The organism is Curtobacterium sp. PhB191, from assembly GCF_004346515.1.
Classification (GTDB): Bacteria; Actinomycetota; Actinomycetes; order Actinomycetales; family Microbacteriaceae; genus Curtobacterium.
This window is the reverse complement of record NZ_SMBV01000003.1, coordinates 359165-383770: the sequence shown is the minus strand read 5'-3', so window position 1 is coordinate 383770 and position 24606 is coordinate 359165. Positions and strand designations below refer to the sequence as shown.

25 protein-coding genes and 1 pseudogene are annotated in these 24606 nt (G+C 71.0%); 11 read left to right on the top strand and 15 right to left on the bottom strand.

Features of this window, described 5'->3' with window-relative positions; translation table 11 throughout:
* Positions 1-15: 15 nt before the first annotated feature.
* From murQ to EDF48_RS07485, 4 genes are all read right to left on the bottom strand, one after another.
* On the bottom strand, positions 16-942 hold the full coding sequence (gene murQ / locus EDF48_RS07500) for an N-acetylmuramic acid 6-phosphate etherase (RefSeq protein WP_131879088.1): 927 nt from the start codon (positions 940-942) through the stop codon (positions 16-18).
* Between the two features lie 8 nt (positions 943-950).
* On the bottom strand, positions 951-1847 hold the full coding sequence (locus EDF48_RS07495; protein WP_131879086.1) for a MurR/RpiR family transcriptional regulator: 897 nt from the start codon (positions 1845-1847) through the stop codon (positions 951-953).
* 190 nt (positions 1848-2037) lie between these two features.
* On the bottom strand, positions 2038-2625 hold the full coding sequence (locus EDF48_RS07490; protein ID WP_131879084.1) for a hypothetical protein: 588 nt from the start codon (positions 2623-2625) through the stop codon (positions 2038-2040).
* Positions 2626-2634: 9 nt separating this feature from the next.
* Complete coding sequence (locus tag EDF48_RS07485) at positions 2635-3285, bottom strand: NUDIX domain-containing protein (protein WP_131879082.1); 651 nt, start codon at positions 3283-3285, stop codon at positions 2635-2637.
* A 90-nt stretch (positions 3286-3375) separates the two neighbouring features.
* Between EDF48_RS07485 and EDF48_RS07480 the strand changes: the two genes are divergently transcribed.
* Positions 3376-4317, top strand: coding sequence for an ADP-ribosylglycohydrolase family protein (locus tag EDF48_RS07480; protein WP_131879080.1), 942 nt, complete (start codon positions 3376-3378; stop codon positions 4315-4317).
* Between the two features lie 147 nt (positions 4318-4464).
* Here EDF48_RS07480 and EDF48_RS07475 read toward each other — a convergent pair whose 3' ends face one another.
* From EDF48_RS07475 to EDF48_RS07460, 4 genes are all read right to left on the bottom strand, one after another.
* Complete coding sequence (locus EDF48_RS07475; protein ID WP_131879078.1) at positions 4465-4941, bottom strand: DUF4395 domain-containing protein; 477 nt, start codon at positions 4939-4941, stop codon at positions 4465-4467.
* Positions 4938-5402, bottom strand: a complete 465-nt coding sequence (locus EDF48_RS07470; RefSeq protein WP_131879076.1) for a thioredoxin family protein — start codon at positions 5400-5402, stop codon at positions 4938-4940. Before EDF48_RS07470 ends, EDF48_RS07475 begins: the two co-directional genes overlap by 4 nt.
* 262 nt (positions 5403-5664) lie before the next feature.
* Positions 5665-6036, bottom strand: coding sequence for a hypothetical protein (locus EDF48_RS07465; protein WP_131879074.1), 372 nt, complete (start codon positions 6034-6036; stop codon positions 5665-5667).
* An 18-nt stretch (positions 6037-6054) separates the two neighbouring features.
* The gene (locus EDF48_RS07460) at positions 6055-6654 is read right to left on the bottom strand and encodes a TMEM175 family protein (protein WP_131879072.1); all 600 of its coding nucleotides are present in this window, start codon (positions 6652-6654) and stop codon (positions 6055-6057) included.
* 33 nt (positions 6655-6687) lie between these two features.
* Between EDF48_RS07460 and EDF48_RS07455 the strand changes: the two genes are divergently transcribed.
* The 5 genes from EDF48_RS07455 (at position 6688) to EDF48_RS07435 (ending at position 13484) form a co-directional block, all read left to right on the top strand.
* A complete protein-coding gene (locus tag EDF48_RS07455; RefSeq protein WP_165932343.1) occupies positions 6688-6912 on the top strand; it encodes a DUF1653 domain-containing protein in 225 nt (74 codons plus the stop codon).
* Positions 6913-7369: 457 nt separating this feature from the next.
* Entirely contained in the window at positions 7370-8281 is a 912-nt protein-coding gene (locus tag EDF48_RS07450) for a hypothetical protein (protein ID WP_131879070.1), read from the top strand.
* A gap of 50 nt (positions 8282-8331) precedes the next feature.
* Positions 8332-8832, top strand: coding sequence for a hypothetical protein (locus EDF48_RS07445; protein WP_123939277.1), 501 nt, complete (start codon positions 8332-8334; stop codon positions 8830-8832).
* An 87-nt stretch (positions 8833-8919) separates the two neighbouring features.
* Complete coding sequence (locus tag EDF48_RS07440) at positions 8920-12414, top strand: TM0106 family RecB-like putative nuclease (RefSeq protein ID WP_131879068.1); 3495 nt, start codon at positions 8920-8922, stop codon at positions 12412-12414.
* Positions 12415-12620: 206 nt separating this feature from the next.
* Complete coding sequence (locus EDF48_RS07435) at positions 12621-13484, top strand: nuclease-related domain-containing protein (protein ID WP_131879066.1); 864 nt, start codon at positions 12621-12623, stop codon at positions 13482-13484.
* A gap of 47 nt (positions 13485-13531) precedes the next feature.
* Here the strand turns inward: EDF48_RS07435 and EDF48_RS07430 are convergent, their stop codons facing one another.
* The 4 genes from EDF48_RS07430 to EDF48_RS07415 form a co-directional block, all read right to left on the bottom strand.
* A complete protein-coding gene (locus EDF48_RS07430) occupies positions 13532-13948 on the bottom strand; it encodes an SseB family protein (protein WP_165932342.1) in 417 nt (138 codons plus the stop codon).
* A gap of 104 nt (positions 13949-14052) precedes the next feature.
* A complete protein-coding gene (locus EDF48_RS07425; protein WP_131879062.1) occupies positions 14053-14856 on the bottom strand; it encodes an SDR family oxidoreductase in 804 nt (267 codons plus the stop codon).
* A gap of 77 nt (positions 14857-14933) precedes the next feature.
* Complete coding sequence (locus EDF48_RS07420) at positions 14934-15599, bottom strand: GPP34 family phosphoprotein (RefSeq protein WP_165932341.1); 666 nt, start codon at positions 15597-15599, stop codon at positions 14934-14936.
* A gap of 76 nt (positions 15600-15675) precedes the next feature.
* Positions 15676-16590, bottom strand: coding sequence for an HNH endonuclease family protein (locus EDF48_RS07415; RefSeq protein WP_207913231.1), 915 nt, complete (start codon positions 16588-16590; stop codon positions 15676-15678).
* Between the two features lie 74 nt (positions 16591-16664).
* Between EDF48_RS07415 and EDF48_RS07410 the strand changes: the two genes are divergently transcribed.
* Positions 16665-17444, top strand: coding sequence for an aldo/keto reductase (locus EDF48_RS07410; RefSeq protein ID WP_207913230.1), 780 nt, complete (start codon positions 16665-16667; stop codon positions 17442-17444).
* A gap of 96 nt (positions 17445-17540) precedes the next feature.
* On the opposite strand, the gene EDF48_RS07405 is transcribed toward EDF48_RS07410, so the two are convergent.
* The gene (locus EDF48_RS07405) at positions 17541-20966 is read right to left on the bottom strand and encodes a DEAD/DEAH box helicase (protein ID WP_131879058.1); all 3426 of its coding nucleotides are present in this window, start codon (positions 20964-20966) and stop codon (positions 17541-17543) included.
* A 127-nt stretch (positions 20967-21093) separates the two neighbouring features.
* Between EDF48_RS07405 and EDF48_RS07400 the strand changes: the two genes are divergently transcribed.
* Positions 21094-21291, top strand: coding sequence for a hypothetical protein (locus EDF48_RS07400; protein WP_123292404.1), 198 nt, complete (start codon positions 21094-21096; stop codon positions 21289-21291).
* A 12-nt stretch (positions 21292-21303) separates the two neighbouring features.
* Here EDF48_RS07400 and EDF48_RS07395 read toward each other — a convergent pair whose 3' ends face one another.
* Positions 21304-22731 (bottom strand): amino acid permease, encoded by a 1428-nt coding sequence (locus EDF48_RS07395; protein WP_123292405.1) that lies wholly within the window; start codon positions 22729-22731, stop codon positions 21304-21306.
* An 81-nt stretch (positions 22732-22812) separates the two neighbouring features.
* On the opposite strand from EDF48_RS07395, the gene EDF48_RS07390 reads away from it, so the two are divergent.
* Positions 22813-23304, top strand: a complete 492-nt coding sequence (locus EDF48_RS07390; RefSeq protein ID WP_131879056.1) for a DUF427 domain-containing protein — start codon at positions 22813-22815, stop codon at positions 23302-23304.
* Positions 23305-23310: 6 nt separating this feature from the next.
* On the opposite strand, the gene EDF48_RS07385 is transcribed toward EDF48_RS07390, so the two are convergent.
* Positions 23311-23646, bottom strand: coding sequence for a hypothetical protein (locus tag EDF48_RS07385; protein WP_131879054.1), 336 nt, complete (start codon positions 23644-23646; stop codon positions 23311-23313).
* Between the two features lie 76 nt (positions 23647-23722).
* On the opposite strand from EDF48_RS07385, the gene EDF48_RS07380 reads away from it, so the two are divergent.
* Both EDF48_RS07380 and EDF48_RS19385 read left to right on the top strand, forming a co-directional pair.
* Complete coding sequence (locus tag EDF48_RS07380) at positions 23723-24103, top strand: hypothetical protein (protein ID WP_131879052.1); 381 nt, start codon at positions 23723-23725, stop codon at positions 24101-24103.
* Positions 24070-24606, top strand: a pseudogene (locus EDF48_RS19385) (DUF6264 family protein); the annotation flags it as partial. The gene EDF48_RS07380 and the pseudogene EDF48_RS19385, both read left to right, overlap by 34 nt.

Below are 24606 nucleotides of genomic sequence, written 5' to 3'. Positions count from 1 at the left end.
AAGAGGGAGAGCGGGTCAGGAGATGACGGCGCGCAACGAGCCGGAAGCAGCGACGAGGCGCTCACGGGCCGAAGCAGCCGAGGCGCCGGTCAGGATCACGGCGATGGCGGTCTTCACCTCGCCGTCTGAGGCATCGAGCGCCGCCTGGACCTCGGCAGAGGCAGCGCCGGTGACGTCCTGCACGAGCGAGAACGCCCGCGCGACGAGCTTCGCGTTCGTGGCCCGCACGTCGACCATGCGGTTGCCGTACGTCTTGTGGCTGCGCACCATCGCGAGCGTGGTGAGCATGTTCAGCACGAGCTTCTGCGCGGTGCCCGCCTTCAGGCGGGTCGAGCCGGCGATGAACTCGGGGCCGACGACGACGTCGATGGCGATGTCCGCCTCCCGCCCCGCGGCCGAGTCGGGGTTGCACGCGACGGAGACCGACAGGGCGGAGCGGCGCCGGGCCTCCAGGATGGCTGCGATCACGTAGGGCGTCCTGCCGGACGCGCTGATCCCGACGACCACGTCGTCGGCCGTCAGGCCGAGCGCGTCGAGGTCGCGGACGGCCGCTGCTTCGTCGTCCTCCGCGCCTTCGACGGCGCTGGTCAGGGCGACGTCGCCGCCGGCGATGACGCCGACCACCTGCGAGGGGTCGGTGCCGAAGGTGGGCGGGCACTCGCTGGCGTCGAGGACGCCGAGTCGGCCCGGCGTGCCGGCGCCGACGTAGACGAGTCTGCCGCCGCGCGCGAACGCTGCGGCGATCGAGTCTGCCGCCAGCGCGATGGCCGGGAGGCACGGCTCCAGTGCCGCAGGCACGCTGCGGTCGCCGGCGTTCATGCGCTGGGCAGCTTCCAGCGTGGAGATCGTGTCGATGTCGTCGAGTGAGTGGTCGGTCGCCTCGGTGGTGAGGGCGGCGAGTTCGTCGCGGAGGGCGTCGTGGGTGTCGTGCTTCGTGGTCATGGTGGTGCTCAGTTCCGGTGGTGGGTGCGGACGGCGTCGCGGCTGCGGGCGAGGAGCGGCTGGGACCGCTCGTCGGTGCGCTGCGCGACGACGATGAACAGGGCGTCGACGATGGCGAGTTGGCTCATGCGGCTGCCCATGGCGGCGGGGCGGAGGGCGCTCTCGGCACCGGCGACGCCGAGCAGGACGTGGTGGGCCGTGGTGGCGAGCGGGGCGTTGGCGTGGCCGGTGATCGCCACGATCGTCGACCGCTGAGCTGCGGCGGCGTGGGCGACCTCGAGCGTCTCGGTGGTGGAGCCCGAGTGGCTGACGAGCACCAGGACGTCGTGCTCACCGATGACGCTCGCGAGGGTCAGGGCGTTGTGCGGGTCGTCGGCGATCGAGCTCACGATGCCGATGCGCTCGAGCTTGAGGTGCAGGTCCCGCGCGACGATGCCGCTCGCGCCGACGCCGTACAGGACGACGCGGCGGGCACTGCTCACGGCTGCGGCCGCTGCTTCGAGGGCGTGCGGGTCGAGCGCGGCGCGGGTGTCGGCCATCACGGCGCGGACGTCCTCGGTGACCTTCGCGATGACGGTGGCCACGTCGTCGTCGACGGCGACCCCGGCGTGGATCTCGGTGTGCTCCCGCTCGTGGATGCCCCGTTCGACGGCCCGGGTCATGCTGCGCTGCAGGCCGGCGAAGTTCGCGAAGCCGAGGTGCTGGGCGAAGCGGGAGACGGTGGCGGGGGAGACGCCTGCGCGGCCGGCGAGTTCGGCGGCGTTCGTGGTGGCTGCTGCCGCCGGGTCCTCGAGGACGGCGTCGGCGATGGCGCGCATGCTCGACGGCATCGTGGCCGACTGGGTGCGGACGAGGGCGAAGGCGTCGGCGCGCTCGACCCGGTCGGCTCGCTCGGTGATCGTCATCCCGCTATGAAAGCGTCTTTCGTGCGCGAGCGCCAGGGGTGAAAGTAAATTGCGTGTTACGGGTGGTTGGGTGGCTGCGCGGCGGGGGCTCGCGCGTTCAGTGAGCAGAAAAGGTTGAGTCGTCGCGGCGGACTCGACGTTTTCTGCTCACTCGATGAGCGGCGGACGCGAACCTGGGCGGTCGTGCGCGTCACGCTTGCGGGGCCGGGGATGCCTCGATGGTCGCCGCCCGCAGGTACCGCCGCGACCGACGTACTGCTCGCAGCAGGATCGGCGTCATGATCAGTGCGGTGATGAGCAGTGCTGCGCAGAGGAACCGGGGGAACGCCGAGCCGGAGACGTCCTCGTCAGCGAGCATCGGGAACTGGGCGCCAGCGATGCCGAGGTAGAGCAGGAGGAACTGCGCGAGGGCGAGCGGCTGGTAGGTGGAGAGCAGCCGTGCATGCTCGCGTGCCCGGAGGGCGAGGTCGGACTCGGGTGGCTGGATCGGGCTGCCGGTCTTGATCGCTTGCGTCACCATGCGCTTGCCCGCAGGGGAGAGCCCCGCCGTGGTGGCCTGCATCGCGGTCGACATCCCGATGGTCGTGGCGAGGATCGAGAAGGTACCGGTCAGACCTCCGACGGATGCGCCGAAGCCGACGACGGTGAGGACTGCGACGGCACCCGACTCGGTCGTGGCCAGCGACCAGCCGATGACGGCGCCGACGACGGCTCCGATCAGTGCGAGCAGGGTCGTCCGTCGCCAGGCGCGGCGTGCTGTCAGTTCGAGTTCCCCCATGCCTCCACCCTACGAGCGGATCGCCGTGTACCGCGTCGCCGGCTTCCCCGGCCCGTCCGCGCGCTTCGTGTCCGTCGCGACCAGCTTCGGCAGCATGGCTCGCCGGAACGAGTCCGGCAGGAGGCGCTCGCCGAGGACCGCCTCGTGCAGCTGCCGCAACTCCGACATCGTGAACGGTTCGTCGAGCAGCCCGTGCGGATCCGGGGCAGCGCTGTAGACGGACCGGAGCCGAGCGACCGCGAACTCGAGGATGTCGTCGTGCCCGTGCACCATCCCGCGCGCCTCGAAAACCGGCGTGAGTCGCACCTCGGGCTCGTCCAGGTCCAGAGCATGAGCCGGCACCACGTCGAGGTGCGCCACCGACAGCACCCACCCACGGTCGTCCCGCGCCGGATCGTCGAACACGTGCAGCTGCTCCGGCGCGAGCCCCGTCACGCCCGCCTTCGTGGAGAGTGACCGCAAGACGGCCGAAGCCAGCCGCTCACCCTCGTGCACGAACGTCCCCGGGAGTCGCCAGTCGCCCTCGGTGGCATCGCGGACCTGCACGACGGACAGTGGTCCGCCCGCGGGGACGGTCAGCACCGCGGTGTCCACGGCGACGGAGGGTCGCGGGTAGTCCGTCAGGCGTCGGCCGCTCGCGTCGCGGTACTCGTCGGTCATGCCGGTGAGTTTACGCACGCTTGCGCAAACGTGACGAGTGGTGCAGGATCGGTTTTACGCAATCTCGCGTAAACCCGATCCGGAGTCCACATGACCACCCCGCAGATCCACGACCGAGCAGTCGGTGCCGTCCTCGGCTCCGCCGCCGGCGACGCCCTCGGCGCCGGGTACGAGTTCCGACCGGCAGTGCCCGAGCCGACTCCGATCACGATGACCGGCGGCGGCTCCTTCGGCTGGGCGCCGGGGGAGTGGACCGACGACACGAGCATGGCCGTTCCGATCCTCCGCACGGTCGCCCGCGGCGGCGACCCAGCGTCGGAGCCAGCCCTCGACGGCCTGGTGGCCGCCTGGGCAGCGTGGTCGGTCAACGCGCCCGACGTCGGCATCCAGACGCGCAACGTGTTGACCGGTCTGGAGGCGCGGATCGCCTCGGTCGCGCGGGCTTCGGCCCGGCAGGAGCACGAGTACAGGGGCCGCTCCGCCGGCAACGGGTCGCTCATGCGCACCGCACCGTTGGTGCTCGCCTACCTGCGCGGTGACGTCGGCGAAGAGGAACGGCTTGCAGCGGCGGCTCGCGCGATCAGCGACCTGACGCACTACGAGTCCGACGCGGGGGACGCGTGCGTGCTCTGGTGCGTGGCGATCCGGCACGCGGTGTTGACCGGCGAGCTCGACCTCCTGCGTGGCATCGACCTGCTCGACCTCGACCGGCGCCGGCTGTGGGTGGACCGGATCGTCACGGCTGAGCACTCGCAGCCCGTTGACTTCACGGAGTCGAACGGGTGGGTGGTGTCCGCGCTGCAGGCCGCCTACGCCGCGGTGCGCCAGAGTTCCTCGCTCGAGGACGCTCTGGTCCGCGCAGTGCGTACCGGCAACGACACCGACACCGTCGCCGCGATCGCCGGCGGGCTCGCGGGTGCGCTGTACGGCGCATCGACGCTGCCGGCCCAGTGGCGCGAACTGCTGCACGGCTGGCCGAACCTGCGGGCGGACGATCTCGTCGCGCTCAGTGAGCAGGCGCTCGCCGTCTGACCGGCCCGGCGTCGGAGGCTGCCGTGGGGGGAGCCTCCGCCGTCGGGCCGGTCGTGCTCGTGGGGCCGGCCCGACGCTCTGGAGGCGACCATGTCGGCAGCGCGGGTGGCGGGGCGGAGGTGAGCCGGGCCTCCCGGTCGTCCGCCGTCAGGCGATGCCGCGTCGCGGACGGAAGACGCCCGCGCGGACCAGCCACACGTAGAGCAGGCAGCCGATGCAGACGTCGAACACGGCGTTGAGGAAGGCTGCGATCAGGGCGACGGCGGCGCCGATCGGTGCCGCGTAGGGCACGCCGAACAGGGCGAGGAGCAGCGCCACAGCGGTGACGAACAGGCCGACCTGCTGGGCGAAGGTCGGAGGTTCAGGAGCCTCGAGCTCGGCGGGCGGGGCGAGCCTCGGCCGGACGAAGCGACGGAAGAGCGCGCCGTACGGGTGGCGGCGGATGCCGGCGATGCCGCCGACTGCGAAGAGCGCCACGATGACCGCGAGCAAGACGATGCCGGCGACCCACGTGGCGGGGATCAGCGTCAGGACGATCGTCGCGGCGAGCAGGACCGTGGTGATCGCGGCTCCGAAGCGTGGGGAGCGGGGGTCGATGCCTGCTTTGTCGGGGGCGGTGGTCATCGGGACTCCTGGGGGCCGGTGAGGACGGTGTTGAGGGCTGCGGCGAGCTCCGGTGGGCGGGGTGGGCCTCCGAAGCGGGTGCGGACGGCGTGGGAGCCGTCGACGAGCAGGACCGTGGGGGTCTGCAGGACGTTGAAGCGCGTGGCGAGGTGCGGGTGCTCGGCGAGGTCGATCTCGAGCCGTTCGACTCCGGCGTGCTGCGCTGCGAGGGCGTCGAGCTGGCGGGCCGTCGCCGGGCAGCGGGCGCAGGTCGGCGTGGAGAACTGGACGAGGGTGGCGCTGGTGCCGAAGGCGGTTGCCGGAGCGATGTCGGCGACGGTGCGATCGGGGCTGGCGTGGGTGCTGCGCGCGCGACCGGTCTGGGGAACCGCTCGGCCCGTTCTCGTGCGCAGGAGCAGGCCGATCACGGTGGCGAGTGCGAGGACTCCCACCACGACGGCGACGGCCACGATGACGGTCATGCCGTGACGGTACGTCGTTCTGGTGCGTCCAGGGGCGAACGTGACCGAACGTGACGGTCTCGGAGCGGTCGGACGATCGTGGAGGGGCTCGCGTCCGGAGGTCCGACCGGCCGACCGGCCGGCCGGTCGACGGCGCCTAGAATAGGCATACTATTCAAGGGAGCGCGACCGGGACCAACGCCTGGACCGCCGCCAAGGGCGGCGCGCGGCGGTCGCCGGACGCGGTGGACCGGTGACGTGACGCGGGCGGACTCGCGTTTCGTCAGAGCGCGGCGCGCGCCCGGTCGATCCGCTCGATGAACGCTCGAACGCCCCAGATGACGAAGGTCAAGCGTTGCCCGTCCTGCAGGACGACCTGCATCTGCCGCGAGACGTTGCGTGAGGTGTCGTGGAGCTCCGCGATGGAGTCGAGCGGGATGCCGAACGTCGGCCGGACGAAGTTGAACGGGTGCGCGCGGAACCAGAGGACCGCGGGGGTGAGGGTGAGTCGGCCTCCCGCGGCTTCGTGGCGGCGCATGCCGAACCGGCCGGGTGCTGCGATCGAGCGGACGAGGCCGGCCTCCGCTGCCGCTTCGTCGATGACGAAGTTCGCGTTCTTGCGTGCCAGTACGGTCTCCGCGTCCCCCAGGCCCATGCGCTGACCGTACCGCGATCAGACTCGGCGGAGCAGCCGGGCGACCGTGCCCTGCAGCACGAGGAGCAACGCCCAGAGCAGGCCGATGCTCGGGAACACCACCGACAGGATCAGGGCGAGCGACAGCAGGCCGGCGGCGATGAGCCCCCGCGCCGAGTCGCCCAGCGGCGTGGAGAGCAACTCGGGGTTCCGCCGGAGCACCAGTTCGATGCCGGTGAGCGCCAGGCTCGTCACGACCATGCTGCCGAGGTAGAGCGCGTGCGCCACACGGTCGTCGTTCTCGCCGCTGTTGAGCAGGTTGGCGGCGAAGGGCAGGAACACGATGCTGATGAGCCACACGAAGTTCAGCTGCATGACCCGGGCGTTGTAGGAGCGGACGTGCTCGAACACCTGGTGGTGCAGGATCCAGAACCGCGAGATCAACCAGAACGTGATGAGGAACTCGAGCAGGGCGGGCCAGTGCTCCCGGAGCAGGTCGCCCGCGCCCTCGCCGTCGCGCAGGTCACTGGCGATGTCGACCAGCGGCAGGATCAGGAGCGTGATCGCGATGGCGACCGTGGCGTCCGAGAAGTTGACGAGTCGGTCGAGGCCGCGGTCCGTTCGAGCGTGCTCGGTCATGGCCCGAGTGTAGGAGCGCTTAGGGTCGCGGGTGTGAGCGACGACGTGACTCCTGGCCGGTACCGCCACTTCAAGGGCAACGACTACGAGGTGCTGCTCGTCGCCCGTGACGTCGAGACCGAGGAACCGGTCGTCGTCTACCAGGCGCTGTACGGCGAGCGGGGGCACTGGGTCCGCTCGCTCGCTGACTTCACGGCGCACGTGACCCGCGACGGGTACGACGGCCCGCGGTTCGTGCCGGCACGGAGAGCAGACTAGTCAGATTTGTCATATCAGTCAGCACATTGATATACCTTGCAGTGGCAACCAGAGCGGTTGTCTGACTGAGAGGGGGATGTGCAGTGCAGCACACCATGAAGCAAATGCTGGTTGTCGCCGCGGTCGCCGCGGTGGTCTCACCGTTGCTGGCAGCTGGCCCGGCGGTCGCGGCCGAACCTGACCCATCGTCGGCCGTTCCCGACAACGTGGTCGTCGACCCGACTTTCGACCCCGCGAACGCGACCCGGGTCGACGAGGATGGGAACTCGATCGGCCGGAAGAATCCCTGCCATGACCGCGCGTTCGCGGCGATCCCGAAGATGCTCACGTCCGTGTCGGGGTGCAGCATCATCGGGTCGAGCACGAAGACGAAGGTCACGTACAGCTGGTACCGCGACCGAGGCCGGGTCGGGGTCTGCGTGTGGAGCAAGGGCTTCAACGCTCGTGCGCAGACGACGTGGACCGCGTCGGGATGCGGGACCGGTCGCCGTGGCGTGGTCATCAACTGGGGCAACGTTGCGGCATCGAAGCAGATCCGGGGAATGACTGCTTCGGGCGTCGCGGGCGTGCAGTGGGGCTGATCGCGACACGTCGGCGCAAGCGCTCGCTCATCTGGGTGGGCGCTTGCGCCGTCGCGGTCGCCGCGACCGGGTGCGGTGCTCCCGACTCGACGACGACCCGAACGCCCCGGACCACCACGACCGTTCGCCCGGCGACGGAAAGCGCCCGGATCATCGAGACCGTTTCGCAGCAGCGTCTTGCCGATGTGCTCATTGCGGGGCTCCCCTGTGAGGACCGGGACGACTACCAGGACGACTTGACGTTCTGGGACTCGATGCGTGGCTACGACTGCGTGGACGCGGCCGACACGGTCTCCGTTCGTGTGTACGGCAGCAGCCGGTCCGTCGACCAGATCCTCCCGTCATGGGCTGACGCTCTCGTGGACGGACGCGGAGCCCGTCGCGGCGTGAACTGGTTCGTCGTCGGACCGCGCGATCTGATCTCCCAGGTCGATCCGCCTCGCGAGGATCCCGAGGTGCGGTCGTCGTCGACATCCGCCCCTGCCCCGACGGCGCAGCAGGAGTTCCTGACCAACTGCTCCCAGTACACGTTCGACGAGGCCGTCCGTGCGATCCGCGGTGAGCGGGTGACGGAGACGGACGGTGCGTACTACGACCGGGCGTTCTCTGGCGTCGGCGAAGCCGTGCGAGCGTCGTTGGACCAGCGTGATCTCGCGCTCCTCCGTGCGGAGGACGACGAGGCGCGATGGCCATCGATGCTGTCCGAGCGCGGCCCCGCGTGGAAACAGGTGTGTCGAACAGCCATGTCACGGCACGACGACCTGTTCCGGTCCGGAGCGGAGGACTGATGCGCGTTGTGTCGATCGGACGAAGCGCCGGGGCGCTCGGGGCTCTCGGAGTGACGATCCAGGCAGCCGATGACTTCACCCGCATCTTCTTCGAGAGTCCGATGGCCAGCTCGTCCGCCGTGTTGGCGGGTGCGAGCATCGTGCTGCTGCTGATCGGGGGCGTGCTCAGCTGGCGTGGAGACCGGCTCGTGTGTTGGACGCTCGGTGCCCTGGCTGTTCAGGTGGTTGGTCGCATGGCTGTCGATGTGGAACCAATGGCCGTGTACTGGTCGGTGTCGGTTGCGCACATGCTCGGGCCGGTCCTCGCGCTCGCCATCGGCGTGGTGATCGCCCGTCGGGCCGGTTCCACGGCACTGCGGCGTCTCGGGTGCATCATCGGGATCGCCGCGGGCTGCTGGATGCTCGCGAGTTGGACGCAGGTGCCGTTGCTGCTCGTTCCGCTGACGCGCGCCGTCACGGACGGCTGTCTGCTCGCCGTGGTCGCTTGGCCTGCCGTCCTTGAGGCCGGTCGGCTGGCGCGCCGCCTTTGGGACTCCGCGGAGGTGCGCTGACGCCGGCCGCTGCCGACTGATCGCGCACGGCGCCGGTGTCTGCGGGCGGCCCTAGGCTCGCAGGGCACCAGAGAGACGGGGGAACGCATGCAGATCGGCGTCGATGGGCACGTGCTGCTCAGCCCGAGTGACCTCAGCACGTGGTCGGCCTGCGAATGGGCGTTCCTGCGCCGACTCGACGTCAAGCTCGGTCGCGGGAAACCCCTGCCCGATGCGCACGACGACATGCTCGAGCGCACCGCCCGGCTGGGGGACCAGCACGAGCTCGACTACCTCGCGATCCTGAAGGGCACCCGGAACGTCGTCGAGTTCGACCGCCCCGCCCCGCCGGACTACGCACGCGCCGCAGCCGAAGCGCGACAGGCCTTCGCCGACGGCGCCGACGTCCTGTACCAGCCGACGTTCCACGCGGCGCCCACGGCGGGCAGCCCGGGCTTCATCGGCTTCGCGGACTTCATCATCCGCAACGACCAGGGCGAGTACGAGGTCTACGACACCAAGCTCGCCCGGCACGCCAAGATCAGCGCCCTGCTGCAGCTCGCCGCCTACGCCGAGCAGATGCAAGCACACGGCATCCCCACCGGAGCCCAGGTGCACCTGGTGCTCGGCGACCGGACGACGACCACGCACGACCTCGCCGACATCGCGCCGGTGTACCGCACGCAGCGCGCCGAGCTGCAGCGGGTCATCGCCGAGCGCATCGCCGCCGACGCCGAACTGCAGTGGGGCGACCCGCGCTACTCGAGCTGTGGGCGCTGCGACGTCTGCTCGACCCAGGTGGCCGAGCATCGCGACCTCGTCCTCGTTGCGGGCATGCGCCTCGACCAGCGGGCGAAGCTCATCAAGCACGAGGTGCGGACGATCGACGACCTGGCGGTCCGCACCCGGGCAGTGCCGGGCTTGTCCCGCGCGACGCAGGATCGGCTGGTGCGCCAGGCGAGCCTCCAGATCGAGACGGAGACCGCCCGACGGAACGGCGCCGACGGGCCGGACCAGCCTGTGAAGCCGCGCTTCGAAGTCCTCGATGCCCGCGCGCTCGACGCGATCCCGGCCCCCGACGCCGGCGACGTCTTCTTCGACTTCGAAGGCGACCCGTTGCACACCGAGGACGGCGTGCACTGGGGCCTCGACTACCTCTTCGGCTTGGTCGACGACCGCGCGGAGTTCACCGCGTTCTGGGCGCACACGATCCGAGACGAGCGAGTTGCGCTGGAGCAGTTCCTCGCGTTCATCGCGGCCCGGCGGCAGCAGTACCCGGGCATGCACATCTACCACTACGCCGCCTACGAGCGGACGCACCTGCTGTCGCTCGCCGTCCGGCACGGGGTCGGTGAAGAGGCCGTCGACGACCTGCTGCGCGCTGGCGTCCTGGTCGACCTGTACCCGATCGTGCGGAAGGCGCTGGTGGTCGGCAGTCACAGCTACTCGATCAAGAAGCTCGAGCCGCTGTACATGGGCGACGACCTGCGCGAGAGCGACGTCACGAACGCCGCCGACAGCATCACCGCCTACGTCGACGCGATCGAGGAACTCCGCAACGGGGACCCCGCCGCCGGTCAGCACATGCTCGACGAAGTCGCGGACTACAACGCCTACGACTGCCGCTCGACCCTGCGCCTGCGCGATTGGCTCCGGTCGCTGCGCACCGACGACCCGGACGCAGCGGATCCGGCACTCGAACTCGACGTTCCGCCGATCCCCGTCGAGCGCGAACCGAACCCGGTCTACGTCGCGCTCGCATCACACCTGGAGGACGTCGACGCCCTCGACCGCACGCCGGACGAGACCGCGCTGGCGCTCGCCGCAGCCGCGATCGACTACCACCGGCGCGAGGCGAAGACCTTCTGGCAGGACCACTTCGACCGCCTGCGCAACCCGGTCGACGACTGGGCCGACACCCGCGACGTCCTCGTCGTGGAGCGCGCGTCCGTCGAGCGGGACTGGGACACGCTGCCGCGTGCCCGCTCGCAGTCGCGAGAACTCCGGTTGTCGGGGACGCTCGCGCCCGGTTCGCGGCTCCGGCCTGGAGGCACGCCCCACCTCGTCTACGACGACCCGCTTCCGCCGTCGGTCGTGTCTCCGGGCCCCGGGTCGAAGGGCGCGTCATCCCGCGCCGTGATCGTGGACGTGTGGGACAACGGCGACGCCGTCGAGGTGCTCGTGAAGGAGGGCCTGCCCGTCGGGGCGGAACCGCACCACGACTTCCCCGTCGCGCTCGCGCCGTCGGCACCGCCCCGCGCGAAGCCGCAGCCCGAGGCGATCGCCGAGTGGGGGCAGCAGGTCCTCGACGAGCTGCCCTCGATGGTGGCGGACCCGGCCTTCGACCTGCTGCGTCGGGTGCCGCCGCGCGGTGCGATCGTGCCCGTGCAGGGCGACGACACGGTGTCCGCCGTGGTGGCGACGCTGCTCGGCCTCGACCACTCGTACCTGGCGATCCAGGGGCCTCCCGGCACGGGCAAGACCTACGTCGGGTCGAACGTCGTCGCACGGCTCGTCCGCGAGTACGGCTGGCGGGTCGGCGTCGTCGGGCAGTCCCATGCGACCTCGGAGAACTTCCTGTCCTCGGTCGTGAACGCCGGCGTGCCCGCGGACCGAGTCGTGAAGGTGCCGAAGTCCGGGGTGACCGAGGACGAACTCGATGCCGCCGCGTGGACGCCCGTGAAGAACGGTGCTGCCGTCGCCGCGTTCCTGTCCTCGTGCGAGGCCTCCGGCACCGGCGGCGTCGTCGGCGGGACCGCGTGGACGTTCGCGAACGCGTCGACGATCGAGCGCCGCTCCCTCGACCTGCTCGTCGTCGACGAGGCCGGACAGTTCTCGCTCGCACCGACCATCGCGTCCTCGATCGCCGCGACCCGACTCCTGCTGCTCGGGGACCCGCAACAGCTGCCGCAGGTGTCCCAGGGCTCCCACCCGGAGCCCGTCGACGAGTCCGCGCTCGGGTGGCTGGCGGACGGCGAGCACGTCCTGCCGCCGGAGTTCGGCTACTTCCTGGCCCGCACCCGTCGGATGGAGCCGGCGCTGACCGAGTCCGTCTCGGCGCTGTCCTACGACGGGCAGCTCGCGTCGATGGTGTCCGGTCGGCACCTCGACGGCATCGACGCGGGCGTGCACCCCGTGCCGGTCGTGCACGCGGGCAACACGACCTCGTCACCGGAGGAAGCCGCCCGCGTGGTGGCCCTCGTCGGCGATGTCGTCGGGCGGACCTGGACCGACGGCTCGGACGCTCGCGCCCTGACCGACGAGGACGTCATCGTCGTCGCCCCGTACAACGCGCAGGGTGCCCTGATCCGTCAGGAGCTCGATCGCGCTGGCTTCACCGGTACCCAGGTCGGCACGGTCGACCTGTTCCAGGGCCGCGAGGCCGTGGTGTCGATCGTGTCCCTGGCGGCGTCGAGTGCAGCCGACATCCCGCGCGGGCTGGACTTCCTGCTCATGCCGAACCGGCTGAACGTGGCGATCTCGCGGGCGAAGTGGGCGGCGTACCTCGCGCACTCGCCGGCGCTCACCACGGGGCTCCCGCCGTCGATCACCGGCCTGTCGCTGCTGTCCCGCTTCATCGAGCTCGTCCAGCCCGCTCGCTGACGACCGCGCCGGCCGCGCGGGCCGCTCTGCCGCCGCTCGGTGGCGGAGCCCGGCGTGCTGCCAGGCGAGTGACGGTCCTGGTTCAGGAAGTCCGGCGATCGTGAACCAGAACCGTCAGCGTGCCAGAGCGCCGAGCCGCACCGCCGCGGCTGTGACGCCAGAACGAGGGCTGGTCCCGACACCTGTCGTCCTGGGACGGTGGACACATGGGGGAGAACACCGCTGTCGCCGACCACCGCCCGACTCCGAGGGGCGGGGCCGCGCTGACGCTCCGAGCGCGGAAGCCCGGGTACGCGGTCATGCAGGAGTGCCTGGCCATCCAGGCCGAGGGGCCGGCGCGAACCGGCTGGCAGCGCTTCTGGGGGCACGACCCGCTTCGTGACGAAGCCCGCTCGTGGTTCAAGGGCGCTGTGGGAGAACGGCAGGTCGCTGCCCAGCTCGATGCGCTCGGCTCCGAGTTCACGGTGCTGCACGCGGTACCGGTCGGGAAGAGCACGACGGACATCGACCACGTCGTCGTCGGATCCACCGGCGTGTTCTCGATCAACACCAAGAACCATTCGGGGCAGAAGGTCTGGGCGGGTGGCCGAACCCTGATGGTCAACGGGCAACGCACCCCGCACGTGCACCGCGCCCTCGCCGAGGGGGAACGAGCGACTCGCCTGTTGTCCGCCGCAGCCGGCGGACCGGTCCCGGTCCAGCCGGTCCTGGTCATCGCAGCGGGAACGCTGCAGTTCGGGAAGACCGCACCGGCCGTCGTGACGGTCGAGCCCCGTCAGATCGGCGCCTGGATCAGGGATCTGCCGCGAGTCCACTCCGACGAAGCCGTCCGGTTCCTGTCGATGCTGGCCGAGGAACGTGGGACCTGGCATGTCGAGGCTGTCGTGGTGAACGACACCCTTCGCCACGTCCAGCGATTCGAACGGCTCGAGCGGGAGATCGGCCAGGCGGCGCGGCGGAAGCGGATGATGCGTCGCGCCGTCGCGGTCGCCGTACTTGCAGTCCCGGCAGGAGCGCTGCTGGGCTACTGGTGGGCGATCGCCGGTGCCGCTCTGACCGCGAGCAGCTGAGCAGCGGCCGACCTGCCCGGCGTACTCGACTGGTACGACCGTTCGAGTCAGCCGTCGCTGGTCGGGACGCCACCCTGCATCTGGACCCGCATCTGGGCGAGTACGTCGGCGTGCAGGAAGTTCGCTTCGGCCGCACTGGTGGGGTCGACCACGATGCCGAACTCCTCGGGCAGCGCGGTCACGAGCTCGGTCATCGGAACCGGACGCCCCTCGGCGTCGGGCAGGCCAGCGGCGAGTTCGGCGGGGTCGGTGAAGACGGGCACGAACGGCTTGTCACGGATCATGACGTGGGCGACGCTGCCGGCCTCCGGTGTACCCGATGGCTTCCACGGCACCCACGCCGCGCTGCGCAGGAAGCCCGCCGGCGAGGCTGCCATCCGGCGGCGGAGTTCGGCGGCCGCGGTGGGCGGGGCCTTGTCGACGCCTCGGCCGAAGGCGGATCCGTTCGTCTCGTCGTTGCTCACGCCAACCATGCTGTCACGCTGGACGGACACGCCGGGGCCGAGCCGCGCCTCCAGGTCGTCACCCGGCGCACGAGGAGGTGCGCCGGGCGTCGGACCGGTGCGGCTCAGTACGCGGCTGACTGCCCGCCGTCGATCGGGACGACCGTCGCGTTGACGTAGGACGCGTCATCGGACAGCAGGAACGCGACGACGGCGGCGATCTCGGGGGCTTCGCCGTAGCGCTTCGTCGGGTTGACCTGGATGAACTCCTCGGCGGCCTTGCGGGGGTTCTCCGCGTCGAGCTGCTTCATCGAGTTCTCGACCATGGGCGTCCAGATGGCGCCGGGGGCGATGGCGTTGATGCGGATGCCGTAGCGGCCGTACTCGACGGCGGAGTTGCGGGTCAGGCCGACGACGCCGTGCTTGGCGGCGGCGTACCCGGACTGGTTGCCGATGCCGCGGATGCCGCCGACGCTCGCGGTGTTCACGACCATGCCGGAGCCCTGCTCACGCATGACCTTGAGGACCTTCTCGAGCCCGAGGAACACGCCGCGCAGGTTGATCGACACGACCTTGTCGAACTCGGCGGCGGTGAACGACTCGGTGGGGTTCTGCTTGCCCTCGATGCCGGCGTTGTTGAAGAAGCCGTCGATGCGGCTGAAGCGCTCGGTGGTGGCTGCGACGTAGGCGTCGACCTGGGCCTCGTCGGAGACGTCGGCGACGGTGGTCAGGACCTGGGCGTCGGGGGTGGCCTCGAGGACGGCGGCCTTCGAGGCCTCGAGACCCTGCTCGGAGACGTCGACGAGGGAGAGCGCAGCGCCCTCGGTGGCCAGGCGGACGGCGGTTGCACGTCCGAGGCCGGAGCCGCCGCCGGTGATGAGGACGACGCGGCCGGCGAAGCGGGACGTGCTGGTGCTGGTTTCGGGCATAGGGAGGCCTCCTGAGGTCTTCGACGATGAATTCTCTTTAGGCTACACCTGTCGTTTTGCAGGGTGTGCTGGCGACGTCAGCTCGTGATGACCGTGGTCGTCGTCGCGGTGGTCGCCGCCATGATGACGATCATCGCCGCGGCCTGGATCTCCTCGAGCACGGCCTTCACCGCGGGGCTCGCCCAGGTGCCCGAGGTGATCTCCTTCACCAGTCCCTTGTCGACCGCGCCGAACTGCTTGCGGAGCGTGTTCGTCGCGTCGAGCAGCCCTATGACCGCAGCGGAGAACGGTGTCGGGGTCGCCCGCCGAGCCAGGACGTCCGCGATGCCCGATCGCAGCAGCGCCTCCGGCGCCCCGTCGCGCTCCGGGTGCTTCGTGGTGGGGAAGAGCCCGAGCACCTTGCCCTGCTCGACGCTGATGATCCCTCGCTCGACGAGTCCGGCGAAGACGTCGTCGCGGAGCCGCTGCTTCCCGAGCCGACTCACCCACCACTTCGCCTTGCGAGGCGCGCCGGACGCCGCGATCGAGCCGACGACACCGTCGAGCACCGGGTCGCCCGTGGCGGCGCCGTCGACGACGGTGACCAGGCCGTTCTGCAGCGAGACGGCACCGCGGAGCGCCAGGTCGGCGAGGACCGCTCCCGCGAGACCGGTGTCCAGCGTCTGCCCGTCGAGGGACTTGCGCCCGTCGGGCTCGACCTGGAGGAGCGCGAACGCCTGCGGGACCGTGAGTTGCTCAGCCATGTCCGCAGCCTGCCACGCGGGGCGGAGGTGCGCCGGGCCTCCAGGTCGACACTCAGCGGCGGCAGACCGCCCGACGTCAGCAGGCGCCGAGCACCCGCTCCATCGCATCGCGCTCAGCGGGCACGACCCACAGGCGGTACTCGGCCTTCACGGACACCTGGTGCTCGATGTAGGTGCAGCGGAAGGCCTTGTTCGCGGGCAGCCAGGTCGCGGCGTCGCCCGAGCGCTTCTGCGAGTTCGACCGGCCGTCGACGGCGAACAGGTTCGACGGGTCGTTCGCCAGGGCCTCCCGCTCCGACTGGCTGAGCTGCTGGGCACCGGTGCGCCAGGCGTTCTCGAGCGCGACGACGTGGTCGATCTGCACGAGGGTCGAGGTCGTGTTGCCGCGCACGAAGTCGATCGTCGTGCCGGTGTACGGGGACACGAGCGTGCCGGTCACCACCTTGCACGGACCCTGGCGCACGATGCCGCTGAGGTCGCGCGCGAGCACGTCGTTCCGGGTGTCGCAGCCGTTGTGGTCGACGTCGATCCACGCGCTGCCGAACTCGCCGGTGCGGTCGTACCCGGTGCCGGCGGCCTTGCCCTTGACGGGCAGCGTGGCGAGGAGCGCGCGGGCGTCCGCAGCGTCGGTGTCGGTCGACGTGCTGACGGTCGGATCCGTCGGATCCGTCGGATCCGTCGGATCCGTCGAATCTGTCGGACTGGAGGCTCGGCTCGGCTCCGGTGCGTCGCGCTCCGTACCGACCGTGGCCGTGGCGACCGCCGTGGGCCCGGCAGCCGCGTCGGCGTCCGGTCCGAGGACGCCGGTGGCGTCGAGCGCGTAGCCGCCGACCGCGAGGGCGAGGACGACGAGGACGGAGGTGAGGCTGATGCGGGTGCGGCGGCGTCGGCGGGACGTCATGGGTGCGTGGAACTCCTGGTGGGGCGGCGGTGCGGCGGTGCGGTGGTGCAGTGATGCGGTTGTGCCGGCCGGGGTGGCCTCGACGATCATGCCGGAGACCTCGGACACGGCTGCGGACCGCCACGCTCTGAACGGCCGAACGACCACGGCGTAGACAGGTCCGCATGACCGATTACGCGAATCCGTCCGTGTCCGTCACCGGTGGGTCGATGCCGCTCTTGGGCTTCGGCACCTGGCAGATCCCCGACGGCGAGGCCCCCGCCGCCGTGGGCGAAGCACTGGCGGCCGGGTACCGCCACATCGACACCGCCACCGGCTACAGCAACCAGCGCGGCGTCGGGAAAGCCCTCGCCGAGTCCGGACTCGCCCGCGACGACGTGTTCGTGACGACGAAGCTGCCGCCGGACAACGCCGACCGCGTGCGCGAGACCATCGAGGAGAGCCTCGACCAGCTCGGCCTCGACCACCTGGACCTCTGGCTCGTGCACTGGCCGCCGAACGGCGAGGCCCGCCCGGACGTGTGGGAACAGGTCGTCCAGGCGCAGGCCGACGGACTGACCCGAGCCGTGGGTGTGAGCAACTACTCGCTCTACCAGATCGACGAGCTCGTCACCGCGACCGGCACCGCCCCGGCCGTGAACCAGATCAAGTGGAGCCCGGTCGAGTACGACAAGACGATCGCTGACGGGCTGTCCGAGCGCGGGGTCGTGCTCGAGGGCTACAGCCCCTTCAAGGCGAGCAACCTGCAGGACCCGACGCTGCTCGACATCGCCACCGCGCACGACGCCGACAGCGCCCAGGTCATCGTCGCGTGGCACGTCGCGCACGGCTTCGTCGTCATCCCGAAGTCGTCGAACCCGGAGCGCATCCGGTCGAACGCCGCCGGTGCCCGCATCGAGCTGTCGGCGGACGAGATCGCGGCGATCGACGCGCTCGCCCGCTGACGCGCCCGCCCGCCGACGCGCCCGCCCGCCCGCCGACGCTCGCGCGCGCTGACACCCGCGCTCGCGCTCGCCTGACGCGCAACCGCGCACTGCGCGTCAGGCGAGCAACGAGCGGATGTCGTCGGCGGTCAGGTCGTCGGCGAACAGGGCGTCGTCGTCGATCATCGTGGCGAACAGCTCGGCCTTGCGCGCAGCGAGGGCCAGGACCTTCTCCTCGATGGTGTCCTCGGCGATGAAGCGCTGCACGCTCACCGACCGGGTCTGCCCGATGCGGTGGGTTCGGTCGACGGCCTGGGACTCGGCGGCGGGGTTCCACCACGGGTCGAGCACGAACACGGTGTCGGCCTCGGTCAGGGTGAGCCCGAAGCCGCCGGCCTTCAGCGAGATGAGGAACGCGGGCGCGGTGCCCTGCCGGAAGCGCTCGATCACCTGTGGGCGTTTGCGCGTCGAGCCGTCGAGGTACTCGTAGCCGACGCCCCGTTCGTCGAGGGCATCGGACACCATCCGCAGGAACGACGTGAACTGGCTGAACACCAGGGCGCGTCGGCCCTCGGCCGCGAGCTGCTCGAGCTCGTCGAGCAGCAGGTCGAGCTTGGCGGACGGGATCGGCGTCGACGGCGACAAGGGCGAGTCCGACCCGCTCGAGACCAACGCCGGCGACAGTGCGAGCATCCGCAGCAGCGTCAGCGACCGGAACACGATCATCCGGTTCTTCGACAGGTCGTCGATCAGGTCGAGGACCTTCAGTCGCTCGCGGTTGAGCGTGCGCTCGTACAGCTCGCGGTGCGCGGGGTCGAGCGTGACCCGGACGACCTGTTCCTGCTTCGGCGGCAGGTCGGCGGCGACGGCCTGCTTCGTCCGGCGGAGCATGAGCGGCCGGATCCGACGCCGGAGCTTCGCGGTGAGCTGCTGGCGCGCTTCGCCCCGGAGCTCGGGGGAGGCAAGGGGCTTCACGTAGTCGTCGCCGAACCGGGTCCAGGTGGACAGCAGCCCGGGCGCGACGATGTGGAACAGCGCCCACAGGTCGGTGAGCCCGTTCTCGAGCGGGGTGCCGGTGATCGCGAACTTCACGGGTGCCTGCAGCTCGGACGCCACCCGGTGGGTCTGCGACTGCGGGTTCTTCACGAACTGCGCCTCGTCGAGCACGAGCGCCGACCACGGCAGGTCGGTCCACGCCTGCGAGTCGAGCCGGAGCAGCGCGTACGAGGTGACGACGACGTCGGCCTGCGAGGCCGTGCGGGCGACGAGACCGGGGTCCTTCAGCGATGTCGAGGTGACGGCGGCCACCCGCAGTGACGGCGTGAACTTCGCCGCCTCGGCCACCCAGTTGCCGACGACCGAGGTCGGCGCGACGACGAGGAACGGCGCCCCGTCGGGCTCGGCGGCTCGACGGGCGGCGACCATCGCGAGCACCTGCAGGGTCTTGCCGAGGCCCATGTCATCGGCGAGCACCCCGCCGATGCCGTGCGCCGCCAGGAACGACAGCCAGGCGTACCCGGCGTGCTGGTACGGCCGCAGCTCGGCGTGCACGGTGTCCGGCACCGGGACGTCACCCGGGGGAGTCGCCCCCATCAGCCCCGCGGTGATCGCCTGCCAGCGCTCGTCGTGCGAGGTCTCGTCGGCGAGCAGGTCGAACTCGGTCCACAGCCCGGCCTGCAGCGGCGTCACCTGGATCGGCTGGTCGGGCTGCCACTCGTCGAGGTCGCGGGCCTCGTCGATGAGTTCCTTGAGTCGGTCGAACGCGGGGTCGGCGAGCGACAAGTAGGAGTTGTCGACGAGCTTCAGCCGCCGCTGCCGACCGGCCAGGGCGGTGAGCAGCGGGGTGAACGGGATCTGCTTGCCGTTCACGCTCACGATGATGCCGAGGTCGAACCAGTCGTGCTTGTCCGACGGCATCGTCGTGACGCGGATGTGCGGCCGCCCGCTCAACCGCTCGTAGTCGAGGCGCTCACCCTGCACCACCGTGCGGACGCCGAGCGCCGGCAACTCCGGCAGGAACTCGTTCGCGAACACCGCGACGTCGGCCCCGTCGATGGTGCCGTCCTGGAACCAGTCCAGTCCGCCACCGGGTCCGGCAGGGCGGACGGGAGGCTCGCCCGCAGTCGCGTCGTCGGCTCGCGATGTCGACGTGGCGGGGTCCAGGGCCGGGGGCACGTCGGTGCTGGCCGGAACGTCGGTGCTGGCCGGGTCGTCCGCGGCGCGGAGTCCCGTCAGGTCGGGGAGCGGGCCGTGCAGCGACGCCGGGTCCTTGCGGCCGTCGACGTGCCAGCGCCAGTGCAGGTGCACCCGGTCGTCGGTGCGGGGTGCCCTGGCCGGCTCGAACGTCGCCGTCAGGACGAGTTCGGGCGGGGTGCGCTCGGGCAGCTCCACCGACCCGTCGGAGCTGACGAGCCCGAGGGCACCGCGCAGCCGGGGCGACCAGTCGGCCAGGAACTCGTCGACCTCGGCCGTCGGCACCGTGATGCGGGTGCCCTCGAGGAGCATGCGCCGTTGGTCCTCGGGCACGGGCGCCGGGGTCGGTGCGAGCCCGACCGTGAACTCGGGGCTCTCGCGGAACACGTACACACCGTGGTCGCCGACCATCCGCGCGGCACCGGGGACCACCGGGCGGCCGTCGAGCACCGCGCTCGCGCCGATCACCACGGCGTCGTCGTGCCGGGCGACACCGGGCCGAGAGACGTCGAGCAGCACCTGGGCCTGCTCGCCGAGGACCACCCCGCCCTCGCGCTTGCCGGTGACGAAGGCGATGTCGAGCCCCGACGCCTGCCGGAGCAACGGCCACAGCAGCGGGCTGCGGAAGTCGTCGAGGTGCAGCCAGTCGCTCTCGCCGGGCAACCCCGCCAGCTGGCCGGCACGGTGCAGGGCCGCGAGCTGCATGAACCACCCGTGCTGCTCGGCGCCGAGGCCCAGGCGGTTCTGCGAGTAGGGAAGCGTGCCCCAGGTGAGCTGCCCGCGCACCCAGTTGCCGGCGTCGCTGCGGGTCACCGGTCGGACCCCGAGCCGGACCGTGCGAGACGGCGCAGGCAGGGCTCGGCCGGCGGCCCGGGCGCGGGCCGCGAGGGCTGCGGGGACCGCGTCACGCAACTCGAACTGCAGACCCATCCGGGTGCCCTGCGGGGTGACCGCCTGCTCGTCGTCACCGGCGAGGCGGGCGAGGTCGTGCCTCCAGTCCGAGGGCGGCGGAGCCGGCGCTTCCGGACGCGGGCCGGCGTTGGCGGCCAGGGCACGCGCGTTGATGGTGAGCAGTGCGGCGGCGACGTGCTTGCAGTCGCCGCCGAGGGGGCAGCTGCACGTGCTGCGGACCGGGCGGATGAAGTCGCCGCGCGCCACGGTCATGTCGATGCGGCACTCGTACGGGTCGTCGGCGGTGCCGGAGACGGTCGCCGTGACGGTGCCGTCGTCGGCGTTCCAGACGGCATCGTCGACCAGACCGGCGCGCACGACGTCGCGTGCGCGACCGAAGGTCTGCGGCCCGACGAAACGGATGACGTCGACGGCGTCGATCATCGGGGCTGCTGGCACGGGTCAATCGTGCCAGGTGCCACCGACGCGCGGAGCCGCCGACCCGAACGGCACACATCGAGCAGGGCTACCGTCTGCGTGGACGGGCGACGACTGCTCGTCGCTCTCCACTCGATTGGACACGCTCATGCCGGACCGCTTGCGGTGGGTGCACGATTCTGCAGACCACTGGAACGTGTGGCTCGGCTCCGAGGTCGTCTGCGACGTCACCCGGACGGACCAGTTCACGGTGGACTCGCCGGACCACTCGATCAACGGGGCGCACTCGTCGCTCGAGAGCGCTGCGGCGCAGGTGCAGGGCTGGGTGCGCTGGAGCGGACGCTAGGGCGCCTGCTCGCTACGGCTTCGTCGCGTCGGTCGGCTCGCCGGCCGCCAGCTTGCTGTGCTTCCGGGAGTAGCCGAAGTACACGCCCAGGCCGATCGCGAACCAGACCGCGAACCGCACCCACGTCTCCCACTGCAGGAACGTCACGAGCCACAGCGACGCGATGACGCCGATGATCGGGATGACGGGCATGAACGGCAGCCGGAACTGGCGGTCGAGGTCGGGCTGGCGGTAGCGGAGCACGATCACCGCGGAGCAGACCACCACGAACGCGAGCAGGATCCCGATGTTCGTGAGCTCGGCGACGACGCCGATCGGCAGGACGCCCGCCAGGATCGCCGACGCGATGCCGAGGATCCACGTGACGCGGGTCGGGACGTGGCGCTTCGGGTCGGTCTTCGAGAACCACTTCGGCATCAGACCGTCGCGGCTCATCGAGAACCAGACGCGGCTGGCGCCGAGCATGAACGTGACGAGCACCGTGACGATGCCGACGATGGCGCCGATCGCGATGACGTTCGCGACACCACCGAGGCCGACCGATGCGAACGCCGACGAGAAGCCCGAGGCCGGGTCGATGTCGGTGTACTTCTGCATCCCGGTCAGCACCAGGGTCGCCAGCACGTACAGGACCATCGAGATGCCGAGCGACAGCAGGATCGCCTTCGGCATGTGCTTGCGGGCATCGACGGACTCCTCGGCCGCGGTGGACATGGCGTCGTAGCCGAACACCGCGAAGAACACCGTCGCGGCACCGGTCATCACGCCACCGAAGCCGAACGGGAAGTACGGGGAGTAGTTCGCGCTGTTGATGTGGAACACGCCGAGCACGACGATGAGCACGACGAGTGCGACCTTGATGCCGACGGCGACGAACTCGAACCGGGCGGCACTGCGGATGCCGCGGGTGAGCACGAACGCGGTGACCAAGCACAGGATGATCGCGAAGACGTCGATCACGTGGCCGTCGCCGGTGCCGGGGGCGCCGAGCATCCAGGCGGGCAGGTCGATGCCGAACTGGCCGACCAGGAACCCGACGTAGCCGGAGATGCCGATCGCGACCACCGCCACGATCGCGGTGTACTCGAGCAGCAGGTCCCACCCGATGAACCACCCGACGATCTCGCCGAGGACCGCGTAGCCGTACGTGTACGCACTGCCGGCCTTCGGGATGAGGCCGGCGAACTCGGCGTACGACAACGCTGCGGCGGCACTCGCGACGCCGGCGACCAGGAAGCTGATGAGGACTGCGGGACCGGCGACGCCGTTCGCCACGGTGCCGGCGAGGGTGAAGATCCCCGCGCCGATGATGCCGCCGATGCCGATCGCGGTGAGCTGCCAGAGGCCGAGGTGCCGTTTCAGGCCACCCTCGGCTCCGGTGTCGTCATCGATCGTCTCGATGGGCTTCCGTCGGAAGAGCGTGCGTGTCGTCGTCGTCACCCGCCCATGGTGCACCTTGCGGCGGCTCAGTGCACCCCGCCCGCCAGCCGGACCGCAGCCGTTCGGCGTAGACACGATCCCATGCGCCATCCCACACGGATCGAACCCGGCCCCGGACAGGAATCGGTCTGGGACTACCCCCGCCCGCCCGCCGTCGAGCCCGTCACCGCCCGCGTCGTCGTCCGGTTCGGCGGCACCGTCGTGGCCGACACCACCGACGCCGTGCGGGTCCTCGAGACCTCGCACCCGCCGGTGTACTACCTGCCGATGGCCGACCTCGACCTCCGCCCCGCCCAGGGGTCGAGCATGTGCGAGTTCAAGGGCCGGGCGCGGTACTTCGACGTGGTCGGCGGGGACGGCACCGTCGCGAGCCGCGCCGCGTGGAACTACCCGACGCCCGAGCCGGGGTACGAGTCGCTCCGGGACCGCGTCGCGATCTACCCGTCGGTGATGGACTCGTGCGAGGTCGGCGGCGAGGTCGTGCAGTCGCAGGACGGCGACTTCTACGGCGGCTGGATCACGTCGGACGTCGTCGGCCCGTTCAAGGGTGCGCCCGGCACGCTCGGCTGGTGACCCGCATCAGCGGTTCGCGTAGGGCGACCAGAACGGCGGCGGGAACGCCCCGGCGGTCGCGATGACGAGCAGCTGCCAGACGATCATGGCCAGCCCGGCCGCGCCGATCGCGATGCCGATCCACGCCCAGACCTGCACCGCCCGGCGACGGCGACCGGCGATGACGATCGCGCGCCAACCGCTCAGCACGCAGACGACGCCGAACGCCGCACCGATCAGCACGTGCCGGACCGTGCCCTGCGCCGGCACGATGATGCCGAGGTAGAACGCGACCGGACCGAGCAGCACGGCGAAGGTCGCTGGGGCTGCTGGCGGTTCGTGGTCCCGAGAGGGTGCTCCCATACGTCCGAATGTACCGAGCCGGTCGGGTTCCGTACACGTGCGAGCACCGTCGCCCGGGAGCAGGCACGATGGAGGCATGCGTTCCTTCCTCCGCGTCCTGCTCGGCCTGGCGCTCGTGTTCGCCGGCACGAGTCACCTCACCTTCGCGCGCAAGGAGTTCACGGCCCAGGTTCCGGAGTTCGTGCCGCTCTCCGAGGACGCCACCGTGCTGGCCTCCGGTGTCGCCGAGATCACCCTCGGTTCGGCGCTCGTGCTCGCGCCGAAGCCGGTCCGGCGCTTCGTCGGCTCCGTCGCTGCACTGTTCTTCACGGTGATCTTCCCGGGCAACTTGTCACAGTGGGTCAACCGCCGCGACGCGTTCGGCCTGGACACCGACGAGAAGCGCGTCGCGCGCCTCTTCGGGCAGCCGCTGCTCATCGCCGCGGCCCTCTGGTCCACGCGCGGCCGGCGGTCCTGATGGACGCGCCCGCCCGGTCGTCCGGTCCGGCTGACGCCGGTTCGGCTCCCGGGACCGGGCCGGAGTCTGTTCCGGGTCAGGAGTCTGTTCCGGGGGCGCGTCTCGATCCGCTCGGGTCGGCTCCGGCACGGTTCGGACGGGAGGCCCGCCACCCCCTGGCAGGGCGCCGCCGCGTCGCGGACATGGTCGCCTCCATCGCCCTGCTCGTGGTGCTCACGCTCGAAGCGTTGGCAGCGGGCTGGGGCATCAAGCTCATGTCGTTGGCGTTCGTGTCGTGCGCTGCCCCGGGGAACACCTGCAACGTGGGGCTCGGGGACTCGGTCGTCACGGTCGGGCCGATCCTGATCGCGCTGGTGCTGGTCGCCTCGATCGTGGTGTGCATCCTGCGGCTGGTGCGGCGTCGGCTGGCATGGCCGGTCGTGCTCGTCGGGATGGCCGCCGTCGTCGCGGTGTTCTTCGCGGCGCTGCTCCTCATCGAGAGTTCGGTGACGCACGGCATCTGA